The organism is Miniimonas sp. S16, assembly GCF_057748195.1.
Genome location: NZ_CM173242.1, coordinates 2,973,494 through 2,994,346 on the forward strand (window position 1 = coordinate 2,973,494; position 20,853 = coordinate 2,994,346).

The 20,853-nt window shown below is 73.4% G+C and carries 15 protein-coding genes; 6 read left to right on the top strand and 9 right to left on the bottom strand.

Annotation, left to right across the window (positions count from 1 at the left end; translation table 11 throughout):
* Positions 1-23: 23 nt before the first annotated feature.
* The 5 genes from AC3AQ1_RS13055 to AC3AQ1_RS13075 all read right to left on the bottom strand — a co-directional run bounded on the left by AC3AQ1_RS13055 (position 24) and on the right by AC3AQ1_RS13075 (position 4,245).
* Positions 24-944 (bottom strand): ABC transporter permease, encoded by a 921-nt coding sequence (locus AC3AQ1_RS13055; protein WP_108719338.1) that lies wholly within the window; start codon positions 942-944, stop codon positions 24-26.
* Positions 941-1,846 (bottom strand): ABC transporter ATP-binding protein, encoded by a 906-nt coding sequence (locus AC3AQ1_RS13060; protein ID WP_108719339.1) that lies wholly within the window; start codon positions 1,844-1,846, stop codon positions 941-943. Before AC3AQ1_RS13060 ends, AC3AQ1_RS13055 begins: the two co-directional genes overlap by 4 nt.
* A 91-nt stretch (positions 1,847-1,937) precedes the next feature.
* Positions 1,938-2,639: a DUF1003 domain-containing protein gene (locus AC3AQ1_RS13065; protein WP_234417510.1), complete on the bottom strand. Its 702-nt coding sequence runs from the start codon at positions 2,637-2,639 to the stop codon at positions 1,938-1,940.
* A complete protein-coding gene (locus AC3AQ1_RS13070; RefSeq protein WP_108719340.1) occupies positions 2,629-3,915 on the bottom strand; it encodes a magnesium transporter MgtE N-terminal domain-containing protein in 1,287 nt (428 codons plus the stop codon). The genes AC3AQ1_RS13065 and AC3AQ1_RS13070 overlap by 11 nt, the downstream gene beginning before the upstream one ends.
* 126 nt (positions 3,916-4,041) lie before the next feature.
* The gene (locus AC3AQ1_RS13075) at positions 4,042-4,245 is read right to left on the bottom strand and encodes a hypothetical protein (protein ID WP_108719341.1); all 204 of its coding nucleotides are present in this window, start codon (positions 4,243-4,245) and stop codon (positions 4,042-4,044) included.
* A gap of 106 nt (positions 4,246-4,351) precedes the next feature.
* Here AC3AQ1_RS13075 and AC3AQ1_RS13080 point away from each other — a divergent pair, with 106 nt between their 5' ends.
* A complete protein-coding gene (locus AC3AQ1_RS13080; RefSeq protein ID WP_108720216.1) occupies positions 4,352-5,149 on the top strand; it encodes a YflT domain-containing protein in 798 nt (265 codons plus the stop codon).
* 1 nt (position 5,150) lies between these two features.
* Here AC3AQ1_RS13080 and AC3AQ1_RS13085 read toward each other — a convergent pair whose 3' ends face one another.
* On the bottom strand, positions 5,151-6,617 hold the full coding sequence (locus AC3AQ1_RS13085) for a DUF2079 domain-containing protein (RefSeq protein WP_159096546.1): 1,467 nt from the start codon (positions 6,615-6,617) through the stop codon (positions 5,151-5,153).
* Positions 6,614-8,245: an aminopeptidase P family protein gene (locus tag AC3AQ1_RS13090; RefSeq protein ID WP_108719343.1), complete on the bottom strand. Its 1,632-nt coding sequence runs from the start codon at positions 8,243-8,245 to the stop codon at positions 6,614-6,616. The genes AC3AQ1_RS13085 and AC3AQ1_RS13090 overlap by 4 nt, the downstream gene beginning before the upstream one ends.
* Positions 8,246-8,520: 275 nt before the next feature.
* Here AC3AQ1_RS13090 and AC3AQ1_RS13095 point away from each other — a divergent pair, with 275 nt between their 5' ends.
* From AC3AQ1_RS13095 to AC3AQ1_RS13110, 4 genes are all read left to right on the top strand, one after another.
* Complete coding sequence (locus AC3AQ1_RS13095; RefSeq protein ID WP_108719344.1) at positions 8,521-9,360, top strand: PHP domain-containing protein; 840 nt, start codon at positions 8,521-8,523, stop codon at positions 9,358-9,360.
* Positions 9,357-9,974, top strand: a complete 618-nt coding sequence (locus tag AC3AQ1_RS13100; RefSeq protein WP_108719345.1) for a MarC family protein — start codon at positions 9,357-9,359, stop codon at positions 9,972-9,974. The genes AC3AQ1_RS13095 and AC3AQ1_RS13100 overlap by 4 nt, the downstream gene beginning before the upstream one ends.
* 551 nt (positions 9,975-10,525) lie before the next feature.
* Positions 10,526-16,636, top strand: coding sequence for a rhamnogalacturonan lyase family protein (locus AC3AQ1_RS13105; RefSeq protein ID WP_108719346.1), 6,111 nt, complete (start codon positions 10,526-10,528; stop codon positions 16,634-16,636).
* Positions 16,637-16,745: 109 nt separating this feature from the next.
* A complete protein-coding gene (locus AC3AQ1_RS13110) occupies positions 16,746-17,369 on the top strand; it encodes an L-threonylcarbamoyladenylate synthase (protein ID WP_108719347.1) in 624 nt (207 codons plus the stop codon).
* A 152-nt stretch (positions 17,370-17,521) separates the two neighbouring features.
* On the opposite strand, the gene AC3AQ1_RS13115 is transcribed toward AC3AQ1_RS13110, so the two are convergent.
* Entirely contained in the window at positions 17,522-19,507 is a 1,986-nt protein-coding gene (locus AC3AQ1_RS13115) for a DEAD/DEAH box helicase (protein WP_108719348.1), read from the bottom strand.
* A gap of 303 nt (positions 19,508-19,810) precedes the next feature.
* Here AC3AQ1_RS13115 and AC3AQ1_RS13120 point away from each other — a divergent pair, with 303 nt between their 5' ends.
* Positions 19,811-20,518, top strand: coding sequence for a ferritin-like fold-containing protein (locus tag AC3AQ1_RS13120; protein WP_108719349.1), 708 nt, complete (start codon positions 19,811-19,813; stop codon positions 20,516-20,518).
* Positions 20,519-20,541: 23 nt separating this feature from the next.
* Here the strand turns inward: AC3AQ1_RS13120 and AC3AQ1_RS13125 are convergent, their stop codons facing one another.
* Positions 20,542-20,763, bottom strand: coding sequence for a DUF3107 domain-containing protein (locus AC3AQ1_RS13125; RefSeq protein ID WP_108719350.1), 222 nt, complete (start codon positions 20,761-20,763; stop codon positions 20,542-20,544).
* Between the last annotated feature and the right edge of the window lie 90 nt (positions 20,764-20,853).

Below are 20,853 nucleotides of genomic sequence, written 5' to 3' on the forward strand. Positions count from 1 at the left end.
GCCGCGAGCGGGGGATCATCGCCTCACGCGTCGCGTCGGTTCCACCGGAACGTCAGGCGCGAGGCGACGAATCCGACGATCAGCCACGCCGCGAGCACGAGCGCGCCCTGGCCGAGGTTCCACGAGTCGCCGAGCTCGAGGGAGGCGAAGTCGTCCGGCAGGAAGACCGAGCGCATCCCGCGGGCCAGCCACGCCAGCGGGAACAGGTTCGCGAGGTGCTGGACCGACTCGGGCAGCTGGAACGAGGCCACGTAGACGCCCGAGATGAACTGCAGCGCGAGGACCACGGGGATCACCACGGCGCCCGCGGAGCGCCCCGAGCGGGGCACGGACGAGAGCGCGACGCCGAGCAGCGCACTGCCGGTCAGCCCGAGCACGAACACCCACGCGAACGTGAGCCAGCTGCCGGCGTCGGTGGGCAGGCTCGCGCCGAACGCGAGCACGCCGACCGAGATCGTCAGCGCCGCCTGGAGCACACCGGTCACGAAGACCTGGCCGAGCTTGCCGAGGAAGTAGGTGACCGGGCTCATCGGGGTGCCGCCGAGCCGCTTGAGGCGGCCGTTGTACTTCTCCTGCGCGATGTCGATCGCGAGGTTCTGCACCCCGGACAGCAGCAGCCCGGCCGCGACCATGCCCGCGAGGTAGTACGTGGACATCGAGACCGTGTCGGTGCCGTTCGCGGGGTCGCCCGTGAGGCCGGCGGGGGAGAGGTCGCCGGAGAAGATCGAGGAGAACAGCGCGAGCATGAGCACCGGGAAGAGGAACGTGAAGAAGACGGTGTCGCCCTGGCGGAAGTAGCCGCGCACCTCGTAGCCGATGCGGCTCGGCGCCAGGCGGATCGCGGTGGCGAGGGAGCCGGGACGCCCGCCCGGGTGCGCGGTGCGTCCGCGCGAGGGTGCCGTGCCGGTGTTGGTGCTAGTCGTGGTGCCGGTGCTCGCGCTCATGCTGCCTGCTCCTTCGTGGCGGTGGTGTGCTCGCGGACGAGGTCGAGGTAGAGCTCCTCGAGCGTCGGCCGGCGGATCTCGAGGTCGCGCGGCTCGCCGAGCCGCGTCCGCAGCTCGGCGACGAGCGCCGCGGGAGTCTCGGTGCGCTGGGAGCGGTGCTCGCCGTCGTCCTCGCGCCAGCTGACGACGGGCACACGGGCGGCCTCGCCGCCGATCTCGTCGACGCGGCCAAGCGCCCGCATCTTCCCGCCGATGATGACGCCGACGCGGTCGGCCAGCACGGCCGCCTCGTCGAGGTAGTGGGTGGTGAGCAGGATGGTGGTGCCGTCGGAGGACAGCGACCGGATGAGGTCCCAGAACTCCCGGCGCGCCTCGGGGTCGAAGCCGGTGGTCGGCTCGTCGAGGAACAGCAGGCGCGGGCGGCCGATGATCCCGAGCGCGACGTCCACGCGGCGGCGCTGCCCGCCCGAGAGCGTGCGGATGCGCGTGCCCGCCTTGGCGGTGAGCCCGACGGCGGAGATCACCTCGTCGACGTCGCGTGCGTTCGGGTAGTAGCGCGCCTGCTGGGCGAGCTGCTCGCGCACGGTGTAGGAGCCGTAGACCTCACCCTCCGGCAGCTCCTGTAGCACCATGCCGAGGTCGGCGCGCCAGCCCCGGCCGGCCTGACCGGGGTCCTCGCCGAGGACCGAGACGGTGCCCGACGTGCGGCGGCGGAAGCCCTCGAGGATCTCCACGGTGGTGGACTTGCCCGCACCGTTCGGGCCGAGCAGGGCGAACGTCTCACCGGCGGCCACGGTGAAGTCGAGGCCGTCGACGGCGCGGAAGGCGCCGTAGTGCTTGTGCAGCCCGGCGACGACGACGGCGGGCGGTGTCGGGCTCGGGTGGCGTGGTGTGCTGGTCATGGGCCCAGCGTGCTCGCCCCGTGTCGGCGGGGGCAGCCACCGATCGGTGGAGACCGGTGGAGACCGGTGGAGACCGGTGGGGTGGGGTGGCTCAGGGCGCGGGGTCGGGCGCGGGTGCGTCGGCGGCGTCGGTCGCCGGCTCGACGGGCGCCACGACCGGCGCCGCCGTCGGGCGCGGCTTGCGCTTCTTCTTGCGCCGGGTGTCGGGCTCGCGCGGCGCCTCGGGCTCCGCCGGCTCCTCGCCGCGCAGCGCCGCCCGGATGTCTGCGCGCACCTCGGTGCGGATCTCCTCCCGCACCTCGGTGCGGATCTCCTCGCGCACCTCCTCCAGCAGGTCGCGCAGCTCGCCGCGCAGGTAGTCGCGGGTCGCGACGTCCTGCAGCGCGAGGCGCAGCGCGGCCATCTCGCGGGCGAGGAACTCGGTGTCGGCGAGGTTGCGCTCGGTGCGCTGGCGGTCCTGCTCGGCGGCCACGCGGTCGCGGTCGGTCTGGCGGTTCTGCGCGAGCAGGATCAGCGGTGCCGCGTAGGACGCCTGCAGCGAGAGCATGAGCGTGAGCGCGGTGAAGCCGTTGGAGGCGGAGTCGAACCGCATGAGCTCGGGACCGAGGGTGTTCCACAGGATCCACACGATGCAGAACATCGTGAGCCAGATGATGAAGCTCGGCGTGCCGAGGAAGCGCGCGATGCTCTCCGACACCCGGCCCATCGAGTCCCCGTCGGAGGACCGGAACGAGCGCAGGATCGAGCCGCGCCGGTCCAGCGGGGTGTCGAGGCGTTCGCGCTCACCGGCCACGGGTGACCCCCGGGGTCAGCGACGCGTCGGTCACCTCGTCGTCCGCGTCGCGCCAGTCGTCCGGCAGCAGGCGGTCGAGCACGTCGTCCGCCGACACGGCGCCGAGCAGGCGGCGCTCGCCGTCGAGCACGGGCAGTGCCGTCATGTTGTACGTCGCCATGAGGCGGGTCACCTTGCCGAGCGGATCGGTGGGCAGCACCCACTCGACGTCGGAGTCCAGCAGCGTCCCGACGGCGTCGTGCGGCGGTTCGCGCAGCATCGCTTGGAGGTGCACGACGCCGAGGAACCGCCCCGTGGGCGTCTCGAGCGGCGGCCGCGCGACGAAGACGAGCGTCGCGAGCGCGGGTGCGAGGTCCCGACGGCGCACGTGCGCGAGCGCGGAGGCGATCGTCGCCTCCGGGCCGAGGATGACGGGCTCGGTCGTCATGAGGCCACCCGCGGTGTGCTCGCCGTAGGCGAGCAGCCGGCGCACGTCGTCGGCCTCCTCGGGCTCCATGAGCTCCAGCAGCTCGCGCGCGGTGTCCTCGGGCAGCTCGCCCACGAGGTCGGCGGCGTCGTCGGGCTGCATGGCGTCGAGCACGCGCGCCGCGCGGTCGGACTCCAGCGCGGTGAGGATCTCCACCGAGTCCTCCTCGGAGAGCTCCTCGAGCACGTCCGCGAGGCGTTCGTCGTCGAGCTCGGAGGCGACCTCGACCCGGCGCGTGCCAGGGAGGTCGTGCAGCACCTCGGCTACGTCGGCGGCCTTGAGGCCGTCGAGCGTCGCGATGAGCGACGCCGCGCCCTGGTTCTCCTGCGTGCCCTGCAGGCCGAGCACCGAGTCGGCCTCGACGACGAGCGTCTCGCCCCGGCGGAACAGCCCGCGCGAGGCGGTGCGGCGCACGAACAGCTTCGTTGCGTCCCAGTCGCGACCGCGGCGCAGCTCGAAACCGATGTCTTCCAGGCGCGCCTGCCCGCCGCCGTCCTTCTCGGCGAGCGTGATGGTGCGGTCGAGCAGCTCCGCGACGACTTGGCGCTCGTTCCCGCGCTGCTCGAAGCGGCGCATGTTGAGCAGGCCGGTGGTGATGACCGCGCCGGGGTCCATCGACGTGACCCGGGAGAGCGGGACGAACACCCGGCGCCGGCCGGCGACCTCGACGACGAGCCCGACCGCCCGCAGCGCACCGTTGGTGCGCTCCACCACGACGACGTCATGGACCTTGCCCACCCGGTCGCGGTTGGGGTCGAAGACCGCCGTGCCCGCCAGGCGGGCCGCGAAGACGCGGGAGGGAGTGCTCACGGGGCCAGCCTAGGTGCCGGTGCGCGCCCGGCAGGCCCGTGCGTCACGCGGTCGACGGCGCCGGGGTGATCCCCGGTCGTCCCAGGTGCGGTGGAGCGGCTTCCGGCGCGCCATCGACCGACGAGGTCAGCGGCCGAGAATGTGCCGACGGCTTCGCTCGCGAGCCTCGTCGCCGGTGATCTCACCGCTCGCCTGCTGCGCCAGCAGCTCTCTCAGCACCGGGTCGGTGACCTCGTGGCCCGCGGCGCCCAGCGCGGCGTCCGCGAACGCCAGCCGGTCGGCAGCCTCGGCCTCGGTGTGCCGCGTCGTTCTCGTGTCCGTGGTGGCCATCGCAAGCCCCTCTCGTCGACCCTGCGATCCTACTCGGGCACTCCCGAACGGCCGGGATCGGCTGTGGATCCGCCGTGCGGCGGTGTTTCGGGGGACAATGGGCGCCATGACGATGAACGACTCCCGTGCCCTGCGCGTCCCGACCCCGCCGCAGGGTGTCGAGATCGCCTCGTTCGCCACCTACCTCGAGGCCCAGAAGGCGGTGGACGTGCTTGCCGACGGTGCGTTCACGGTCCAGGCCGTCACGATCGTCGGGTCCGACCTGCAGATGGTCGAGCGCGTGACCGGACGCCTCACGTACTCGCGCGTCGCGCTCGCCGGGGCCGCGTCCGGCCTCTGGTTCGGCCTCTTCGTGGGACTAATGTTCAGCCTCTTCGGCGGCAGCAACCTCCTCGGCACGATCCTCACCTGCGTCCTCATCGGCGGCGCGTTCGGGATGCTGCTCGGCGTGGTGTCGTACGCGTTCACCGGCGGGCGGCGGGACTTCGCGTCCTCGTCACAGGTGGTGGCCGGCCGGTACGCGGTGCTGTGCCTGCCCGACCTCGCCGGGGACGCCCGCAACCGGCTGCGCCAGGCAGGCATCTCGACGTCGGACGGCGCCCGGCCCGCCGTGGTCGCGCCGGTCGGGCCCACCGGTCCTGTCGGGGCGACCGCCTACCCGCCCGCCGCGCAGCGGCCGACGCAGGTGTCCCAGCCCGAGTTCGGGTCGATGGGCGCCCCGTCGGCGCCGACCGGTCCGGCCGCGCCGAGCGCGCCCGTCGTGCCGCCCGCGGCCGCGACCGAGCCGCCGCGCTACGGCCAGCGCATCGAGGACGCGGCGCCGACAGAGAGCTTGCCTCAGCAGGCGCCCGGGCAGACGCCGGAGCAGACCTCGGACCAGCCCGAGCCGCGCCCCGAGCGCTGACCTATCCGACCGGCCGGGCGACCCCGACCGGGAAGGTGTCCCAGACCGTCTCCCACGTCGTGCCGGGGAACAGCTGCCCGGCATACGCGGCGACGTCGTCCGGCGGGGGGTGCAGCACCCCGCTGGACCGGTCGATGACCACGACGTCCGGCACGGGGTTGGTGTTGCCGATCCAGTACACCTCGGCGCGCGGCGCGAGGTAGGCCATGAGGGTGATGTCCATGTCGACGGCTTCGCCGTCGGCCACCTGGTTTTCGGCCTCGCGCAGCGTGGCAGCGCGCGCGTTCGGCGCCCAGGTGTCGGACTGCGTCAGCGTCCACAGCGCGAACCGGGGCTGCAGCAGGAGCGTGAGCGCGAGCGTGCCGGCGCCGAGGGCCGGCACGAGCCAGCGCCGTCGGACGCCCCGGGAGCCGTCGCGCGTGAGCAGCCCCAGCGCGTCCACGAGCGCGAGGTAGAGGATCGGCGCGAGCACCGCGCCGTAGTGGAAGTGCATGCCCCAGTGGTAGGCGACGTCGGAGGACACCCGCCACGCCAGCGTCGGGAGCGCGACGAGCGCGAGCGGCGAGCGCACGCACACGACGCCGGTCACGAGGAGCGCCAGCAGCACCGTCCCGGCCTTGACGCCGAAGCCCGTGCCCAGGCGGGTGAGGGCCGCCCCGGGGTCGGACAGCGCGAGCGAGAGGATCGAGTCGTCGGCGTAGTCCCACACGCCGTCGGGGTTGAGCGCCGGCAGCACCCACTGCGTGATGACCACGAACGCGAGCACGCCGAACGCCGCCGTCGCGAGACCCGCCCGGCGCTCGCGCGAGGACGCCGCGCGGATCGCCACCACCACGCCCACCGCGGCGACCGTCAGCCCGAGGTCCTCCTTCACGAGGACGAGCGGGAGGGCCCAGGCGCACGCCGCGACGCCGCGCCGGTCGACGAGCATCGCCATGGCCATCGCGAGGAGCGGCATCGCCAGCGCGACCTCGTGGAACTGGGCGGCGTGCGCCTCGACCACGAAGTGGCTCAGGCCGCACGCGAGCCCGATCGCGACGCCCCACCACCCCACGTGCTTCACGGCGGCCCACGTGACGATCCCAGCGGTGAGGCCGAACAGCACCGCCTGTGCCGCGAGCAGGGTGAACCCCGAGGGGTGCAGCGCGTAGAACGGCGCGAGCACCACGAGCAGGGGGTGGAAGTGGTCGCCGAGGATCATGAAGTCCTCGCCCTTGATGGTGACCACGGGCGAGCGCAGCTCCGAGTAGGCGCGCAGCACCTGGGTGAAGATCCCCAGGTCCCAGCTCGGGACGCGGTACAGGGCCCACTGCCGTGCGGAGAACAGCCACAGCACGCCCGTCACGACGGCGCCCGCACCCGCCCCGGCGACCCACGCCCGACGGCGAGCCGACGTCGCCACGGCGGGCTCGCCGTCGGGCGTGGTCACCGCACGGGACGCCGCGCCCGGCGCCTCGCCGAGGCTCACGCGGGTGGGAGGAGACGCGCGAGCCAGGCCTCGACGTCGTCCGCCGTGCGCGGCAGCGCCGCCGAGAGGTTCTCCCAGCCGTCCGCCGTCACGAGGACGTCGTCCTCGATGCGCACGCCGATGCCGCGGTACTCCGGCGGCACGGCGAGGTCGTCGGCCTTGAAGTACAGGCCGGGCTCGATCGTGAAGACCATGCCCGGCTCGAGCACGGCGTCGAGGTACATCTCGGCGCGCGCCTGCGCGCAGTCGTGCACGTCGAGGCCGAGGTGGTGGCTCGTGCCGTGCGGCATCCACCGGCGGTGCTGCTGACCCGCGGGCGTGAGGGACTCCTCGGCGCTGACGGGCAGGAGGCCCCACTCCTCGAGCCGGTGCGCGAGCACCCGCATGGCCGCGGCGTGCACGTCGCGGAAGTGCGCGCCGGGGCGCACGACGGCGAACGCCGCGTCCGCCGCCTCGCGCACCGCCTCGTAGACCCGCCGCTGCACCTCGGTGAACGTGCCGTCCACCGGGATCGTGCGCGTGACGTCGGCCGTGTAGAGGGAGTCGACCTCGACGCCCGCGTCCAGCAGCAGCAGCTCGCCCTCGCGCAGCGCGCCCGTGTTGCGGATCCAGTGCAGGGTCGTGGCGTGGTCGCCGCCGGCCGCGATCGTGTCGTACCCGACGGCGTTGCCCTCCTCGCGCGCCTTCGCCGCGAAGATCCCCTCCACGACGCGCTCGCCGCGGTGGTGCCCGACGGCGCGCGGCAGCTCGGCCACGACCTTCTCGAAGCCCTCGACGGTGGCGGCCACGGCCGCGCGGAGCTCGTCGATCTCCCACTCGTCCTTGACGAGGCGGAGCTCGGAGACGGCGGTCGCGAGCTCGTCGTCGTGCTCGCGGTCCTCCTCGTAGCGCCCGTGCTCGGCGAGCACCACGTCGACGAGGCTCGCGACGGCGTCGTCCGCCCCACGCAGGACGCGCACCGTGATCTCGGGGTTGCCCGCGTCCTTGGCGAGCGCGTCGCGCAGGTCGTCGATGTGGGCCGCGCGCAGCCCGGTGAGCGCCTCGGCCTCGTCCAGCGTCCACCGCCGGCCGACCCAGAACTCCCCGTAGCGGGCGTCGCCGTAGAACTCCTCGCTGTCGCGGCCGGCCATCGGGCGGGTGTAGAGGACGGCTTCGTGGGTGGGCGCGGCGTGGGAGTCGGTGGGCGTCGCGTCGGTCGCGTCGTCTGCCGTCTCGTCGGACTCGTCTGACTCGGCGGGGATCAGCGCGTGGAGCACGAGCACGGCGTCGGGCTCGAGGTCGGTGCCGAGCCCGGTGAGGTGCGCGAACGCCGCGTGCGGGCGGAACGCGTAGTCGGTGTCGTTGGAGCGGACCTTGAGCGGGCCGGCGGGGACGACGAGGGTGCTGCCGGCGAGCTCGGCACCGAGGCGCGCGCGTCGGTCGGCGGCGTGGTCGGCCGCGGGGTGGCGTTCGGGCAACGTCGCCTCGCGCGGTGCCCACGACTCGCGCATGAACGCGCGGAAGGCGTCCGAGCTGGGTCGGTGCGAGCGGTTGCTGCCGCGATCGGCGACCGGCTGGTCGGAGGTGAAGTCCTCGGGCTGGGGCTGCGCGTGGTGGCTCGCGGACGCCCCCGGGTGCTCCTGCGTCATGCCCTCCATGGTCCCACTCCGACGGGCCACCACCACGCGCAACGAGAACGGCCTGTGGCGGCGAGAACGGTCTTCAGGGAAAGACCCCGACCGTCCCGTCGCAGCGAGAACGGCCTGTGGCGACGAGAACGGCCCGCAGCGGGCCGTTCTCGTCGCCACAGGCCGTTCTGGACGTTGCTGGGAGGGAAGGGGGCACGCCGGGGGCGCCCGAGCACCCGGAGGAGGCGAGATCCGCGGAGCGGGGCGCCGCGGGGCGGCCGGTAGCCTAGACCCTCGTGCGTCTGGACCTGCACACCCACTCCACCTGCTCCGACGGGACGCTGAGCCCGGCGGCGCTCGTGCGCGCCGCGAGCGAGGCCGGGCTGGACGGCGTCGCCCTCACCGATCACGACACCACCGCGGGGTGGGCCGAGGCGACCGAGGCGGCGCTCGCCGTCGGGATCGCGCTCGTGCGCGGTGCCGAGGTGTCCTGCCAGGACGGCGCGCTCGGCGTGCACCTGCTGTCGTACCTGCACGACCCCGAGGACGCGCCGCTGCGCGACAGCATGGCGGCGGCGCGCACGTCGCGGGAGCACCGCGCGCGCCGGATGACCGAGCTGATCGGTCGGGACTACCCGCTGACCTGGGCGGACGTCGTCGCGCACACCCCGCCCGGCGCGACCGTCGGACGGCCCCACATCGCCGACGCACTGGTCGCCAACGGCGTCGCCACCCACCGTGACGCGCTGTTCGCGACGATCCTCGCGAACGACGGCCCGTACGACATCCCCTACCAGGCTCCGACGTCGCTCGAGGCGGTGCGCCTCGTGCTGGCAGCGGGCGGCGTGCCCGTGCTCGCGCATCCCGCCGCGGGCAGGCGCGGCGCGACGCTCACGGGGGAGGAGATCGCCGGGCTCGCGGACGCGGGCCTGGTGGGCCTCGAGGTCGACCACCGCGACCACACGCCGCAGCAGCGCCGTCGGATGCGCGCCGTGGCCCGCAGCCTCGGCCTGCTCGTGACGGGCGCGAGCGACTTCCACGGCACCGGCAAGAAGAACGAGCTGGGGGAGAACCTCACTACGCCCGAGGTGCTCGCGCAGATCGAGGCGCTGGGCCGGACGGCGGTGGTGCGATGAGTCCCGAGCTGGTCACCCTCGGCGTGACGACCTTCCTCACGCTGGTCGTCATCATGGATCCCCCCGGCACGGTTCCGGTGTTCCTGGCGCTCACCTCCTCCATGCAGCGCGCCCAGCGCATCTCCGCGGCACGCCAGGCGGTGCTCGTCGCCCTCGGCGTCATCATCGCGTTCACGCTGTTCGGGCGTCTCATCTTCGACTTCCTGCACGTCTCGGTGCCCGCCTTCCAGGCGTCGGGCGGGCTGCTCCTCCTGCTCGTCGCGCTCGACCTGCTCACCGGCAAGGCGGAGGACCCCTCGCCGTCGGCGACGGGGGTGAACGTGGCGCTCGTGCCGCTCGGGACTCCGCTGCTCGCGGGCCCCGGCGCGATCGTCGCGTCGATGCTCGCGGTGGAGAACTCCGACCGCAGTCCGGCCGCATGGGCCGTCATCATGGTCGCGATCCTGCTCGTGCACGCGTGTCTCTACCTCGCGATGCGGTTCGCCGGGATCATCCACCGGATCCTCAAGGACGGCGGCGTGACCGTCGTGACCCGCCTGGCCGGCATGCTCCTCGCGGCGATCGCGGTGCAGCTCATCGCCGACGCCGTCATCGCGTTCGCCCGGACCGTCTGACCACGGTTCGGCGCGGGGCCGCGGGTCGCGTGCGCTTCCGCGGACGCTTCCCGAGCGCCGCCCTCCGGCTCTGCGAGCGTGCGTGCGGACGGTGGCCGTACGAGGCGCGGGCGGAGTGCGGACGTTTCCGGAGTGCTGCGATCCGAAAGCGTCCGCGTAGCATCGAGCGGGCCCCCGTCCGCCGGCGACCAACAATGGCGGCGGTTTCGGAGCGTATGGCTCCGAAACCGCCGCCATTGTTGGCTGCACGGGCGGTCGGCGCCCGCCCGCGGCCCGTCCGCACCTGCCCCCCGCGCCCGCGCCTGCCCGCCCCACGCCCGCCCGCACGCCTGCCCGCCCGCACGCCTGCCCGCCCGGACCCGCCCGCGCCTGCCCGCCCCACGCCCGCCCGCCGCTACCGGCCCCAAACCGTCCCGCATCGTGAGCATCGACTTTTGTCTACGTTGCGCTCCCCGTGGCAGACCGCTTAGATAGAGCCCGACTCCCATAAATCGATTCAACGGCGTCTGGGGAGTCAGTAGATCGTTTCAATGCCGAAGCGAAGGATGAGGATGACCAGTCGACACCCCCGACGGCCGCGGCTCGCGCTGCTCGTCGCCCCCCTGGCGGCCTGCGCCGTCGCACTACCCGCACTCCCGGCCGTCGCCGACGCGCCGGCGCCCTGGTCGTACGACTTCGGGACCGCCACGAGCCCGGTGGCGGCGGGCTCGACCCGTGTCTCCGAGTCCACGGCGTACACCGCCGCCGCGGGCTTCGGCATCGCGGCGGGCTCGAGCCCGGTCTCGCGCGACCGCGGCGCGGCGGTGGGCGACGACGTCGCGCGCGACTTCCTGCTCGCGACCTCGTGGACCTTCCTCGTCGACCTGCCCAACGGCACGTACGACGTCACGGCCACGTCCGGCGACCCCACCGGATCGGGCACCACGAAGACCACGATCACCCTCGAGGGCGCGGCGGCGGGGACGCTGTCGGCCAAGGCTGCGGTCGCGACCGGGACGTACCGCACGACGGTGGCCGACGGCCAGCTCACGGTGGACCTCTCCGGCACCGGCGCGGGCGCCTACCTCAACGGCCTCCAGGTCGTCGCGGTGTCCACCCCGACGCCCGAGCCGACGACGAGCCCGACGGCGACCCCCACCACCGAGCCGACGGCCACCCCCACCACCGAGCCGACGGCGCAGCCCACGGGCACCCCGACCGACCCCGGCTACGGCAGCCTGCCCGCCCCGACCTCGCTGCGCACCGCGTACGTCACCGACGGCAGCATCACGCTGCGCTGGAACGAGATCACCGGCGCGACGGGCTACGTCCTCAGCCGCAGCGACGACGTCGCCGGCCCGTACACCGAGGTCGCCTCGGTCGGTGACCAGGTCTGGGCCACCGACGCCGTCGCGACCGACGTCGTGCACTACTACCGCGTCCAGGCCAAGGGCGCGGACGGCCTGTCCGCGCCGTCGGCCGCCGCCGTGGCGACCCTCGCCGGCGCGGACGTGCCCGACGTCGAGCTCCCGGACTCGGGCATCCTCAGCTTCGACCTGGGCAGCGGTGCGACGGCGCCCGGCAGCATCCGCCTGGACGCCACCTCCGCGTACAGCGCCGAGCAGCGCTACGGGTTCGTCGACGTCGCACAGGTGAGCGCGACCGACCGCGGCACCGACGACGCCGTGCGCAGCGACTTCGTCACGGTCGGCGACACCGAGCTCGTGGTCGACCTGCCCAACGGCGACTACACGGTCGACCTCGTCGCAGGCGACGCCGCCGACGTCACGAACATCGCGATCACGGCCGAGCAGATGGCCAAGGTGCAGGCGACGGCGAAGAACGCCGGCGAGTACCTGGCGATGTCGTTCGACATCGCGATCGTCGACGGCCAGCTCAACCTCGAGCTCTCCGGCACCGCGCCGAAGCTCAACCAGCTCGTGGTGCGCCAGCAGAGCGCGCGCACCGCCGGTGCCGAGCCCACCGTGTGGATCACGGGTGACTCCACGGTCCAGTCCTACACGGCCGACTACGCGCCGCAGGCCGGCTGGGGCCAGATGATCGACCGGTTCCTCGACGACGGCGTGACCGTGGAGAACAAGGCGATCGGCGGGCGCTCCTCGAAGAACTTCATCAGCCAGGGCCGCCTGGACGAGGTGCTCCGGCAGATCAAGCCGGGGGACTACCTCTTCGTCCAGTTCGGCCACAACGACAACTCCCGTGGCGTGGACGACCGCTGGGCCGCCCCGGCGGACTACGCCAACTACCTGCGCACGTTCGTGGACGGCGCGCGCCAGCGCGGCGCCGTGCCGATCGTCGTGACGCCGGTCTCGCGCCGCGACTTCAACGCGACGACGGGCAAGGCGAACGTGTCCTTCCCCGCCTACGTCGACGCCGCGACGGCGCTCGCGCAGGAGACGGACACCCCGCTGGTGGACCTGTCCGCCACCAGCCGGGCCTACCTCGACGAGATCGGCCCGGAGCGCGCGAAGTCGGTGTTCCTGCACGTGCCGGCCGGGGTCTACCCGGGCCGGCCGACCGGGACCACGGACGACACGCACTTCCAGGAGTACGGCGCTATCCAGATGGCCCGGCTCGTGGCCGGTGACGTCGCCGAGCTCGACATCCCGCTCGCCGACCACGTCGTGGCGGCCGAGGCGCCCAGCGAGGCCCCCCTGGCTCCGGCCGGCGTGCTCGTCGGAGCCGTCTCGGACTCCAGCGCCCAGCTGACGTGGACGGCATCGCCCGGCACCGACGTCTACTCGGTGTACGTGCGGGAGGCCGGCGCCGGTGACGACGCCTACCGCCTCGCCACCACTTCCACGCTGCCGCAGGCGCTCGTCGCGGGCCTGACCCGCGGCACGTCCTACGAGCTCGTCGTGGTCGCGACGAACGGCGCGGGCGACTCCCCGCGCTCGGGGGTCGTGGCCGTGACGACGAAGGCGCCGATCCGCTCCTTCGACTTCCAGCTCGCCGGCAACGTCGTGCAGCCGGGCTACCTCGAGGTCAACCAGAACACGCTCTACAGCGCGTCGACCGGCTACGGCTGGACGGCCCTGCCCGGACCGGGCGGACGTGACCGGGGCGTGGCCTTCACGCCGGTGCCCACGGCGCTCGAGCGCGACTTCCTGCTCCCGGGCACGGGCAACACGTTCGTCGTCGACCTGCCCGTGGGCACGTACTCCGTGACCGCCTACTCGGGCGACATGATCGGCACCGCACAGCTCGGCGCCGTCATCGAGGGTGTCGACTACGGCACCGGCCGCACGGGCCGCAACGCGGTGACGACCAAGCTGATGCAGCCGGTCGCCGTCACCGACGGCCAGCTCACGCTGGTCGCCACCGGCTGGCTCAACGGCCTGGAGATCACGCCGCTGCAGTACGCGCCGACCGCGCTCGTGCTCGACGGCGTGCACGTGGACGGCACGCAGGTGGCCGTCGACCTGTCCTGGCAGGGCGCGGAGGGTGCGGCGAGCTACCGGGTGCTGCGGCAGTCGGTCGGCGCGACGGCGCCGGTCACGGTGGGGGAGACGACCGAGGCGTCGTTCACCGACACCTCGGCCGACGTCGGCCTCGAGTACACCTACTCGGTGGTCGCGCTCGACGCCGCGGGCAACGCCTCGCTCGCGACGAACACCCTCGCCGTGACCACGGTGGACCCGAGCATCCCGACCGCGGCCACGCCGTCGGGCCTGGCGGTGACGAAGGAGGAGAAGAACCTCGTCTCCCTCGCGTGGCAGCCGGTGGACGGCGCGCTGTTCTACCAGGTCTACCGCGCCGAGTCCGCCGACGGCGAGCTCGAGCTGGTCGGCCGCGCGAGCGCCACGTCCTTCGACGACACCGACGTGCTCACCACCATCCCGTACTACTACGCGGTGGCGGCGGTGAACGCCGGCGGCGTCTCCGAGCGGTCGGCGACGGTCGCCTCGGCCGGCACGACGACGCTCGTGCGCCAGGCGGAGAACCTCGACCGGGCGCCGGTCGCGGTGGCCACGGACGACGGCGTGTACGTGGGCTGGCGCCTGCTCGGCCTCGACCCGGCCGACCTCGGCTTCTACGTCTACCGCGACGGTGTGCGCGTGACGAAGGACCCGGTCACCGACACCACGAACGTCCTGGACCCGGCCGGCACGGTGGACTCCACCTACCGGATCGCGTCCGTCACGGGCGGCGTGCAGACGTGGGTGACCGAGTCGTTCGGCGTCTGGGACTCCCAGACCCTCGACGTGGCGCTGGACAAGCCCGCGGACGCCTACACCAAGGACGGTCAGCCCTACACCTACCGGGCCAACGACACCTCGATCGGTGACGTCGACGGCGACGGTGCTTACGAGCTCATCGTCAAGTGGGATCCGTCCAACTCCAAGGACAACTCCCAGGCCGGCTACACCGGCACGGTGTACGTGGACGCGTACGAGCTCGACGGCACCCGGCTGTGGCGGATCGACCTCGGGGTGAACATCCGGGCCGGCGCGCACTACACGCAGTTCCAGGTGTACGACTACGACGGCGACGGTCGGGCCGAGGTGGCCATGAAGACCGCCGACGGCACGGTCGACGGCCAGGGCACGGTCATCGGGGACGCGCGGGCGGACTACCGCAACTCCTCCGGCTACGTGCTCACCGGCCCGGAGTACCTCACGATCTTCGACGGGGCCACGGGTGCGGCGATCGACACGGTCGACTACTTGCCCGCCCGCGGGGACGTCGGCTCCTGGGGTGACACCTACGGCAACCGCGTGGACCGCTTCCTCGCCGGGACGGCCTACCTCGACGGCGAGCACCCCTCGCTCGTGATGGCCCGCGGGTACTACACCCGGATGGTCGTGGCGACGTGGGACTTCGACGGCTCGCAGCTCGTGCAGCGGTGGGTCTTCGACACCGACGAGGCCGGCTCGCAGTACGAGCACCAGGGCAACCACCAGATCTCCGTCGCGGACGTGGACGGGGACCAGAAGGACGAGATCGTCTACGGCTCGCTCACGGTGGACGACGACGGCGAGGTGCTCTACAGCACCGGCCTCGGCCACGGTGACGCGCTCACGGTGACCGACCTGGACCCCTCGCGCGAGGGCCTGGAGGTCTTCGCGGTGCACGAGGGCCCGAGCGGCAACGGCGGGATCATCTCCTCCTTCCGCGACGCCGCCACGGGCGAGATCCTGTGGTCCGTGTCCGGGACGAAGGACACCGGCCGCGGCACCGCCGCGGACATCGACCCGCGCTACGAGGGCGCCGAGGCGTGGAACATCTCCGACGGCGGGGCGTGGAACGACGTCGCCGGGTTCCTGCACGCGGCCGACGGTGAGCTGATCTCGAACGAGATCCCGGCCGCCAACTTCACCACCTGGTGGGACGGCGACCTGCTGCGCGAGATCACCGACCACGACTGGGACGAGGCGACCCGCACGGGCGTCCCGACCATCTCCAAGTGGGACTACGAGAACGAGCAGTCGGTGGAGATCTACCGCGCCGAGGGCACGCTCACGAGCAACGACACCAAGGGCAACCCGGCCCTCCAGGCGGACCTGTTCGGGGACTGGCGCGAGGAGATCGTCACGCGCACGGACGACTCGACGGCGCTGCGGATCGCGACGACGGTGGACCTCACGTCCCACCGCCTGCGCACCCTGCAGTCCGACCCGGTCTACCGGCTCTCGGTGGCGTGGCAGAACACCGCCTACAACCAGCCGCCGCAGACGTCCTACTTCCTCGGTGAGGGCATGGCGACCCCGCCGACGCCGTCGATCGCGTACGTCGGCGACGGCGCAGGCACCCCTTCGCCGGTCACGTCACCGACCGTGGTCATCACCTCGGGCGGGGGCACGGCCACGACGGCGGACACCGTCACCGTGACCGGCACCGCGCAGCCGGGTGACACCGGCTGGAAGGAGGACAAGGCCCTCGTCTACGCCGAGCTGCAGAACGCCGCCGGCAAGAAGGTGCTCGGCCAGTCCGTGCCGGTGACCGACGGCGCGTGGACCACCACGTTCACGCTCTCGTCGCTGCCGGTCGGGGAGTACCGGATCAAGGTGTCGGCCAGCTCCAAGGGCATGGGCAACGGCTCGGACACGGAGGCGCTCACGGTCACCGCACCGCGCGTCCCCGGCCCGGCGACCGCCGCTCCCGCCCGCGGGGTGCTCAGCAGCGACAACTGGGACGGCGACGGCGACTTCGCCCTCACCATGAACATGTGGTGGGGTCAGAACGCCTGGTCCGTGGACCTGTTCCAGGACGGCGTGCTCGTGGCGAGCAAGGACCTCACGGACGCCACGCCGTCGGCCCAGCAGGCGACGTTCCCGATCGCGGGGCTGCGCAACGGCACGTACGTGTTCACCGCGGTGCTGTCCAACCAGCACGGTCAGACCACGACGGCGCCGCTCACGGTCCAGGTGACCACCGCCAACCCGGGCGCACCGGTGCTCAGCAGCGACAACTGGGACGGCGACGGCTCCTACACCGTCACGACCTCGATGTGGTGGGGCACCAACGCGACGTCCTACCGGCTGTACGAGAACGGCGTCCTGGTGGACACCCGGGCGCTCGTCCCGAACGGCCGCAACGCCCAGATCGTGCACAGCACGCTGACGGGTCGCGCGCCGGGGACGTACACCTACACGGCCGTGCTCGCCAACGCGGCGGGTGAGACCACGAGTCAGCCGCTGCAGGTGCGCGTCACGCGCTGACCCGCTCCGCACCGAGCACGACCGCACGACGTACGCAGCCCCCGCCCGGGTCCGGGCGGGGGCTGCGGCGTCGTGGTGCAGCGCGTGGCGCACTGCCTAGGCTGGGGCGATGGCACGGTTCCTCGAGGTCCACCCGGTCAACCCGCAGGCGCGCGCGATCGCGCAGACCGTCGCCGCCCTCCGCGACGACGACGCGCTCATCGCCTATCCGACGGACTCCTGCTACGCGCTCGGCGCGCGCCTGGACTCGGTGCACGGGCCCGAGCGCATCCGCGAGATCCGGCACCTCGACGCGAAGCACGACTTCACGCTCGTGTGCTCGGACTTCCACCAGCTCGGGGCGCTCGTTCACCTGGACAACTCGGCGTTCCGCGCGATCAAGGCGGCCACGCCGGGCGCGTACACCTTCATCCTGCCCGCGACGAAGGAGGTGCCGCGGCGCCTGCACCACCCGAAGAAGAAGACGGTGGGCGTGCGCATCCCCGACAACGCGGTCGTGCGCGCGCTGCTGCGCGAGCTCGGCGAGCCGCTGCTGTCCTCCACCCTCATCCTGCCCGGGCACGAGGAGCCGCTCACCGACGGGTGGCAGATCAACGAGGAGCTCGGGCACGTGGTCGACATCGTGCTCGACTCGGGCGAGTGCGGCACCCAGCCGACCACGGTGGTCGACCTCTCCAGCGGCGCGCCCGAGGTCGTGCGCGTGGGCGCGGGGGACCCGACGCCGTTCGAGTGAGCCGCGCGGTGATCGGCCGCTGAGACGAACGGCTGCACGAACGAACGGCTGCACGAACGAACGGCTGCACGAACGAAGGGGGACCGCCGCGTGGTGCGGCGGTCCCCCGTTCGTGCTGGCCGTGTGGCGGCTCGGGCGCTGAGCGGCCCGGGCTAGTCGGCCGGCGTCGCGACCGGCCCGCTCGTGCTCGCGGCGGTGGAGTCGCCACCTTGACCCGAGCCCCCGCGACGGCGACGACGACGGCGCGGCGCGCGCTCGCCGTCGGGCGCCGGACCGGAGCGGTCCGGGAGCTGGATGCTCACGCCGCCGACCTCGACGCTGCTGCTCGCACCGGCGGACTCGGTCGACGGGCTCGGCGCGGCGGAGCCGTTCGACGCGGACGCGTGCGCGCCCTCGGCGCCACCGCCACCGCCACCGCCGCGGCGACGACGGCGGGGCCGACGCTCGCCGCCCGACTCACCGTCGGAGTCACCCTCGGCGCGAGCCGGGCGCTCAGCTCGGTCACTGCGGTCGCTGCGCTCGGACCGCTCGGCGCGGCCGCCGCCTGAGCGGCGCTCGCCGTCGCGACCCGCACCACCGGTGCGACCGCCGCGGGAGCCGTGCTCGCCGTCGTGCGCCCCGCCGCGACCGCCGCGCTTGCCGGTCTCGCCGAGGTCCTCGAGCTGCTCGGCCTCGAGGCCGGCGCGCGTGCGCTCGGAGCGCGGCAGGCGGCCCTTCGTCCCCTCGGGGATGTCGAGGTCGGCGTAGAGCTGCGGGGAGGAGGAGTAGGTCTCGGGCGGGTTGGGCGTGTCCAGGCCGAGGTCGCGGTCGATGAGCGCCCACTTCGGCACGTCGTCCCAGTCCACGAAGGTCACGGCCGTGCCGGTGTTGCCCGCGCGGCCGGTGCGGCCGACGCGGTGCAGGTAGATCTTGGCGTCCTCGGGGCACTGGTAGTTCACGACGTGGGTGACGTCGTCGACGTCGATGCCGCGCGCGGCGACGTCGGTCGCCACCAGGACGTCGACCTTGCCGTGGCGGAACGCGCGCAGCGCCTGCTCGCGCGCACCCTGGCCGAGGTCGCCGTGGATCGCCGCGGCGGCGAACCCGCGCTCGGTGAGCTCGTCGGCCACCTTCGCCGCGGTCCGCTTGGTGCGCGTGAAGACGATCGTGAGCCCGCGCCCGCGCGCCTGCAGGATGCGGCTGAGCATCTCGACCTTGTCGAGCGCGTGCGCGCGGTAGACGAACTGCGTGATCGCCTTGAGCGTGACGCCGTCGTCGTCGGGGTCGTGCGCGCGGATGTGGGTGGGGTGGCTCATGTAGCGCCGCGCGAGCGCGACCACGGCGCCCGGCATCGTGGCCGAGAACAGCATCGTGTGGCGGTTCGGCGACGTGGCCGCCATGAGCGTCTCGACGTCGGGCAGGAAGCCGAGGTCGAGCATCTCGTCGGCCTCGTCGAGCACCGCGGTGCGCACCTGCGACAGGTCGAGGTGACGCTGCTTGAGCAGGTCGATCATGCGACCCGGCGTGCCGACCACGACCTCGACGCCCTTGGTGAGCTGGTCGATCTGCGGCTCGTAGGCCCGCCCGCCGTAGACCTGCACGATGCGCACGGACCGACGGCGCGCGGCCGTCGCGAGGTCACCCGCGACCTGAACGGCGAGCTCGCGCGTGGGGACGATGACCACGGCCTGCGGCTTGCCGGGTGCGGCGAGCTCGTCCCAGCCAGGCTCGCCGGGGGCGACGACGTCCATGAGCAGCGGGACGCCGAAGCCGAGCGTCTTGCCCGTTCCGGTCTTCGCCTGGCCGATGATGTCGTGCCGCTGCAGCGCGACCGGGAGCGTCAGGGCCTGGATCGGGAAGGGGTGCAGGATCCCGACGTCGGCGAGCGAGCCGACGATCGCCTCGCTGACGCCGAAGTCGGCGAAGGTCTGCGGGGTCTCGGTGTGCGGGTCGCCGACGGGAGCGTCGATGGTCTCCTCGCTGAGCGCCTCGAGGACCTCAGCGGCCTCCTCGTCGACGACCTCGGGGGCGGCCTGCGTGGTCTGGGTCCGAGTGGCCGTCTCCGTCGTCTCGGTGCCGGTCGTCTCGGTCTCGGTGTTCTCGGTGTCGTCGAGGTTCTCGGGCGCCACGGCGTCCTCGGGCGTGTCGATCTGCGTCATAGGTGTTGTCAACTCTGCTTCGCGCGTTCGGGACGGCGGTCTGCGCGGCCTCGGGCCGGCGCGACCAGCGCACCACGGTGGAGGTAGCCGATCGCGAAGAAGCGTGCCGGTGCGGCGGGTAACGAGGCGACCGGGCAACCTGTGTCCCGGCCAGTCTAGACGCCGGGCCGCGACGGCGGACAGGGCAGCGCCCGGACGGCTCGCGTGACCTGGCCCACGGCCGCGTGGCAACGAGGATCGGCATCGGTCCGGCAGCCGGCGTGCGGACGGCGTCGACAGGTCGGCGCACTAGGATCGCGACTCATGACGGCCGTCCCCCCAGCGTCCTCGGTGCCCGCGGCGCCCACGGCCGGAGCGGACGGCGTCGTCGACGCCCTCGCCCTCCTCGCGGCGGGTGAGCTCGCCTCCTTCGCGCGGCTCGCCACCGACGCGGCGCACGCCCCCGAGCTGCGCACCCGCATCGTGCTGTCCCGCATGGCCGCGGGCGACCTCGCGCCCCTGGACCGCATCGAGCAGGCGCTCGCGGGTCTCGGGACGCCGGCCGAGGAGGTGGACGACCGGATCTGGCAGTTCCGCGAGCTGCTCGCCGAGTACGACACCCGGACCACCCCCCGGGACTGGTGGGAGCGGCTCGTGCGGACGTACGTGGGCTACGGCGTCGTCGTCGACGTGCAGCGCCTCGTGGCCGACGGGCTCGACGGCGAGGCGGCCGAGCTGGCCTCGGAGTCGCTCGCGGACAACGGGCTCGCGGACTTCGTCGTCGCGACCCTCGGCCCCGTCATCCAGGCCGAGCCGCAGCTCGGCGCCCGGCTCGCGCTGTGGGGGCGCCGCGTGGTGGGCGAGGCGCTGGGAATCGCCTCCCGGCTCATCACGACCCGGCCGAGCCTCGCGGCCGTCGCCGGGATCGCCGAGTCGGGCGCGGGGCTCTCGCCCGAGCAGCACGCCGCGTTCATGTCGCGCCTCACGGCGGGGCACGCGCGCCGGATGAAGCGGCTCGAGCTCACCGCCTGAGCCGCCGGCGGCTCAGGCGGCCGTCAGACGGTGCCGAAGCCGACCCGGCGCTGCTCCTCGGCGCCGATCTCCACGTAGCCGATCGCCTCGGAGGGCACGATCACGCGGCGGCCGCGGGCGTCCACGAGGTCCAGCACCGAGCCGGACAGCGCCTTCTCGACGGCGGCGGCGACCTCGTCGCCCGTGAGGTTGGTCTCGAAGGTCAGCTCGCGCGCGACCTGCCGGATCCCGATCGTGATCTCCATGTCGGTCATCGTAGGCACCGGCGCGCACCGCCCCCGGCGCCCGGGCGCCGTGTTCGCCAGCGGCGCACGAGCGCGCCGAGATGTCGGTGG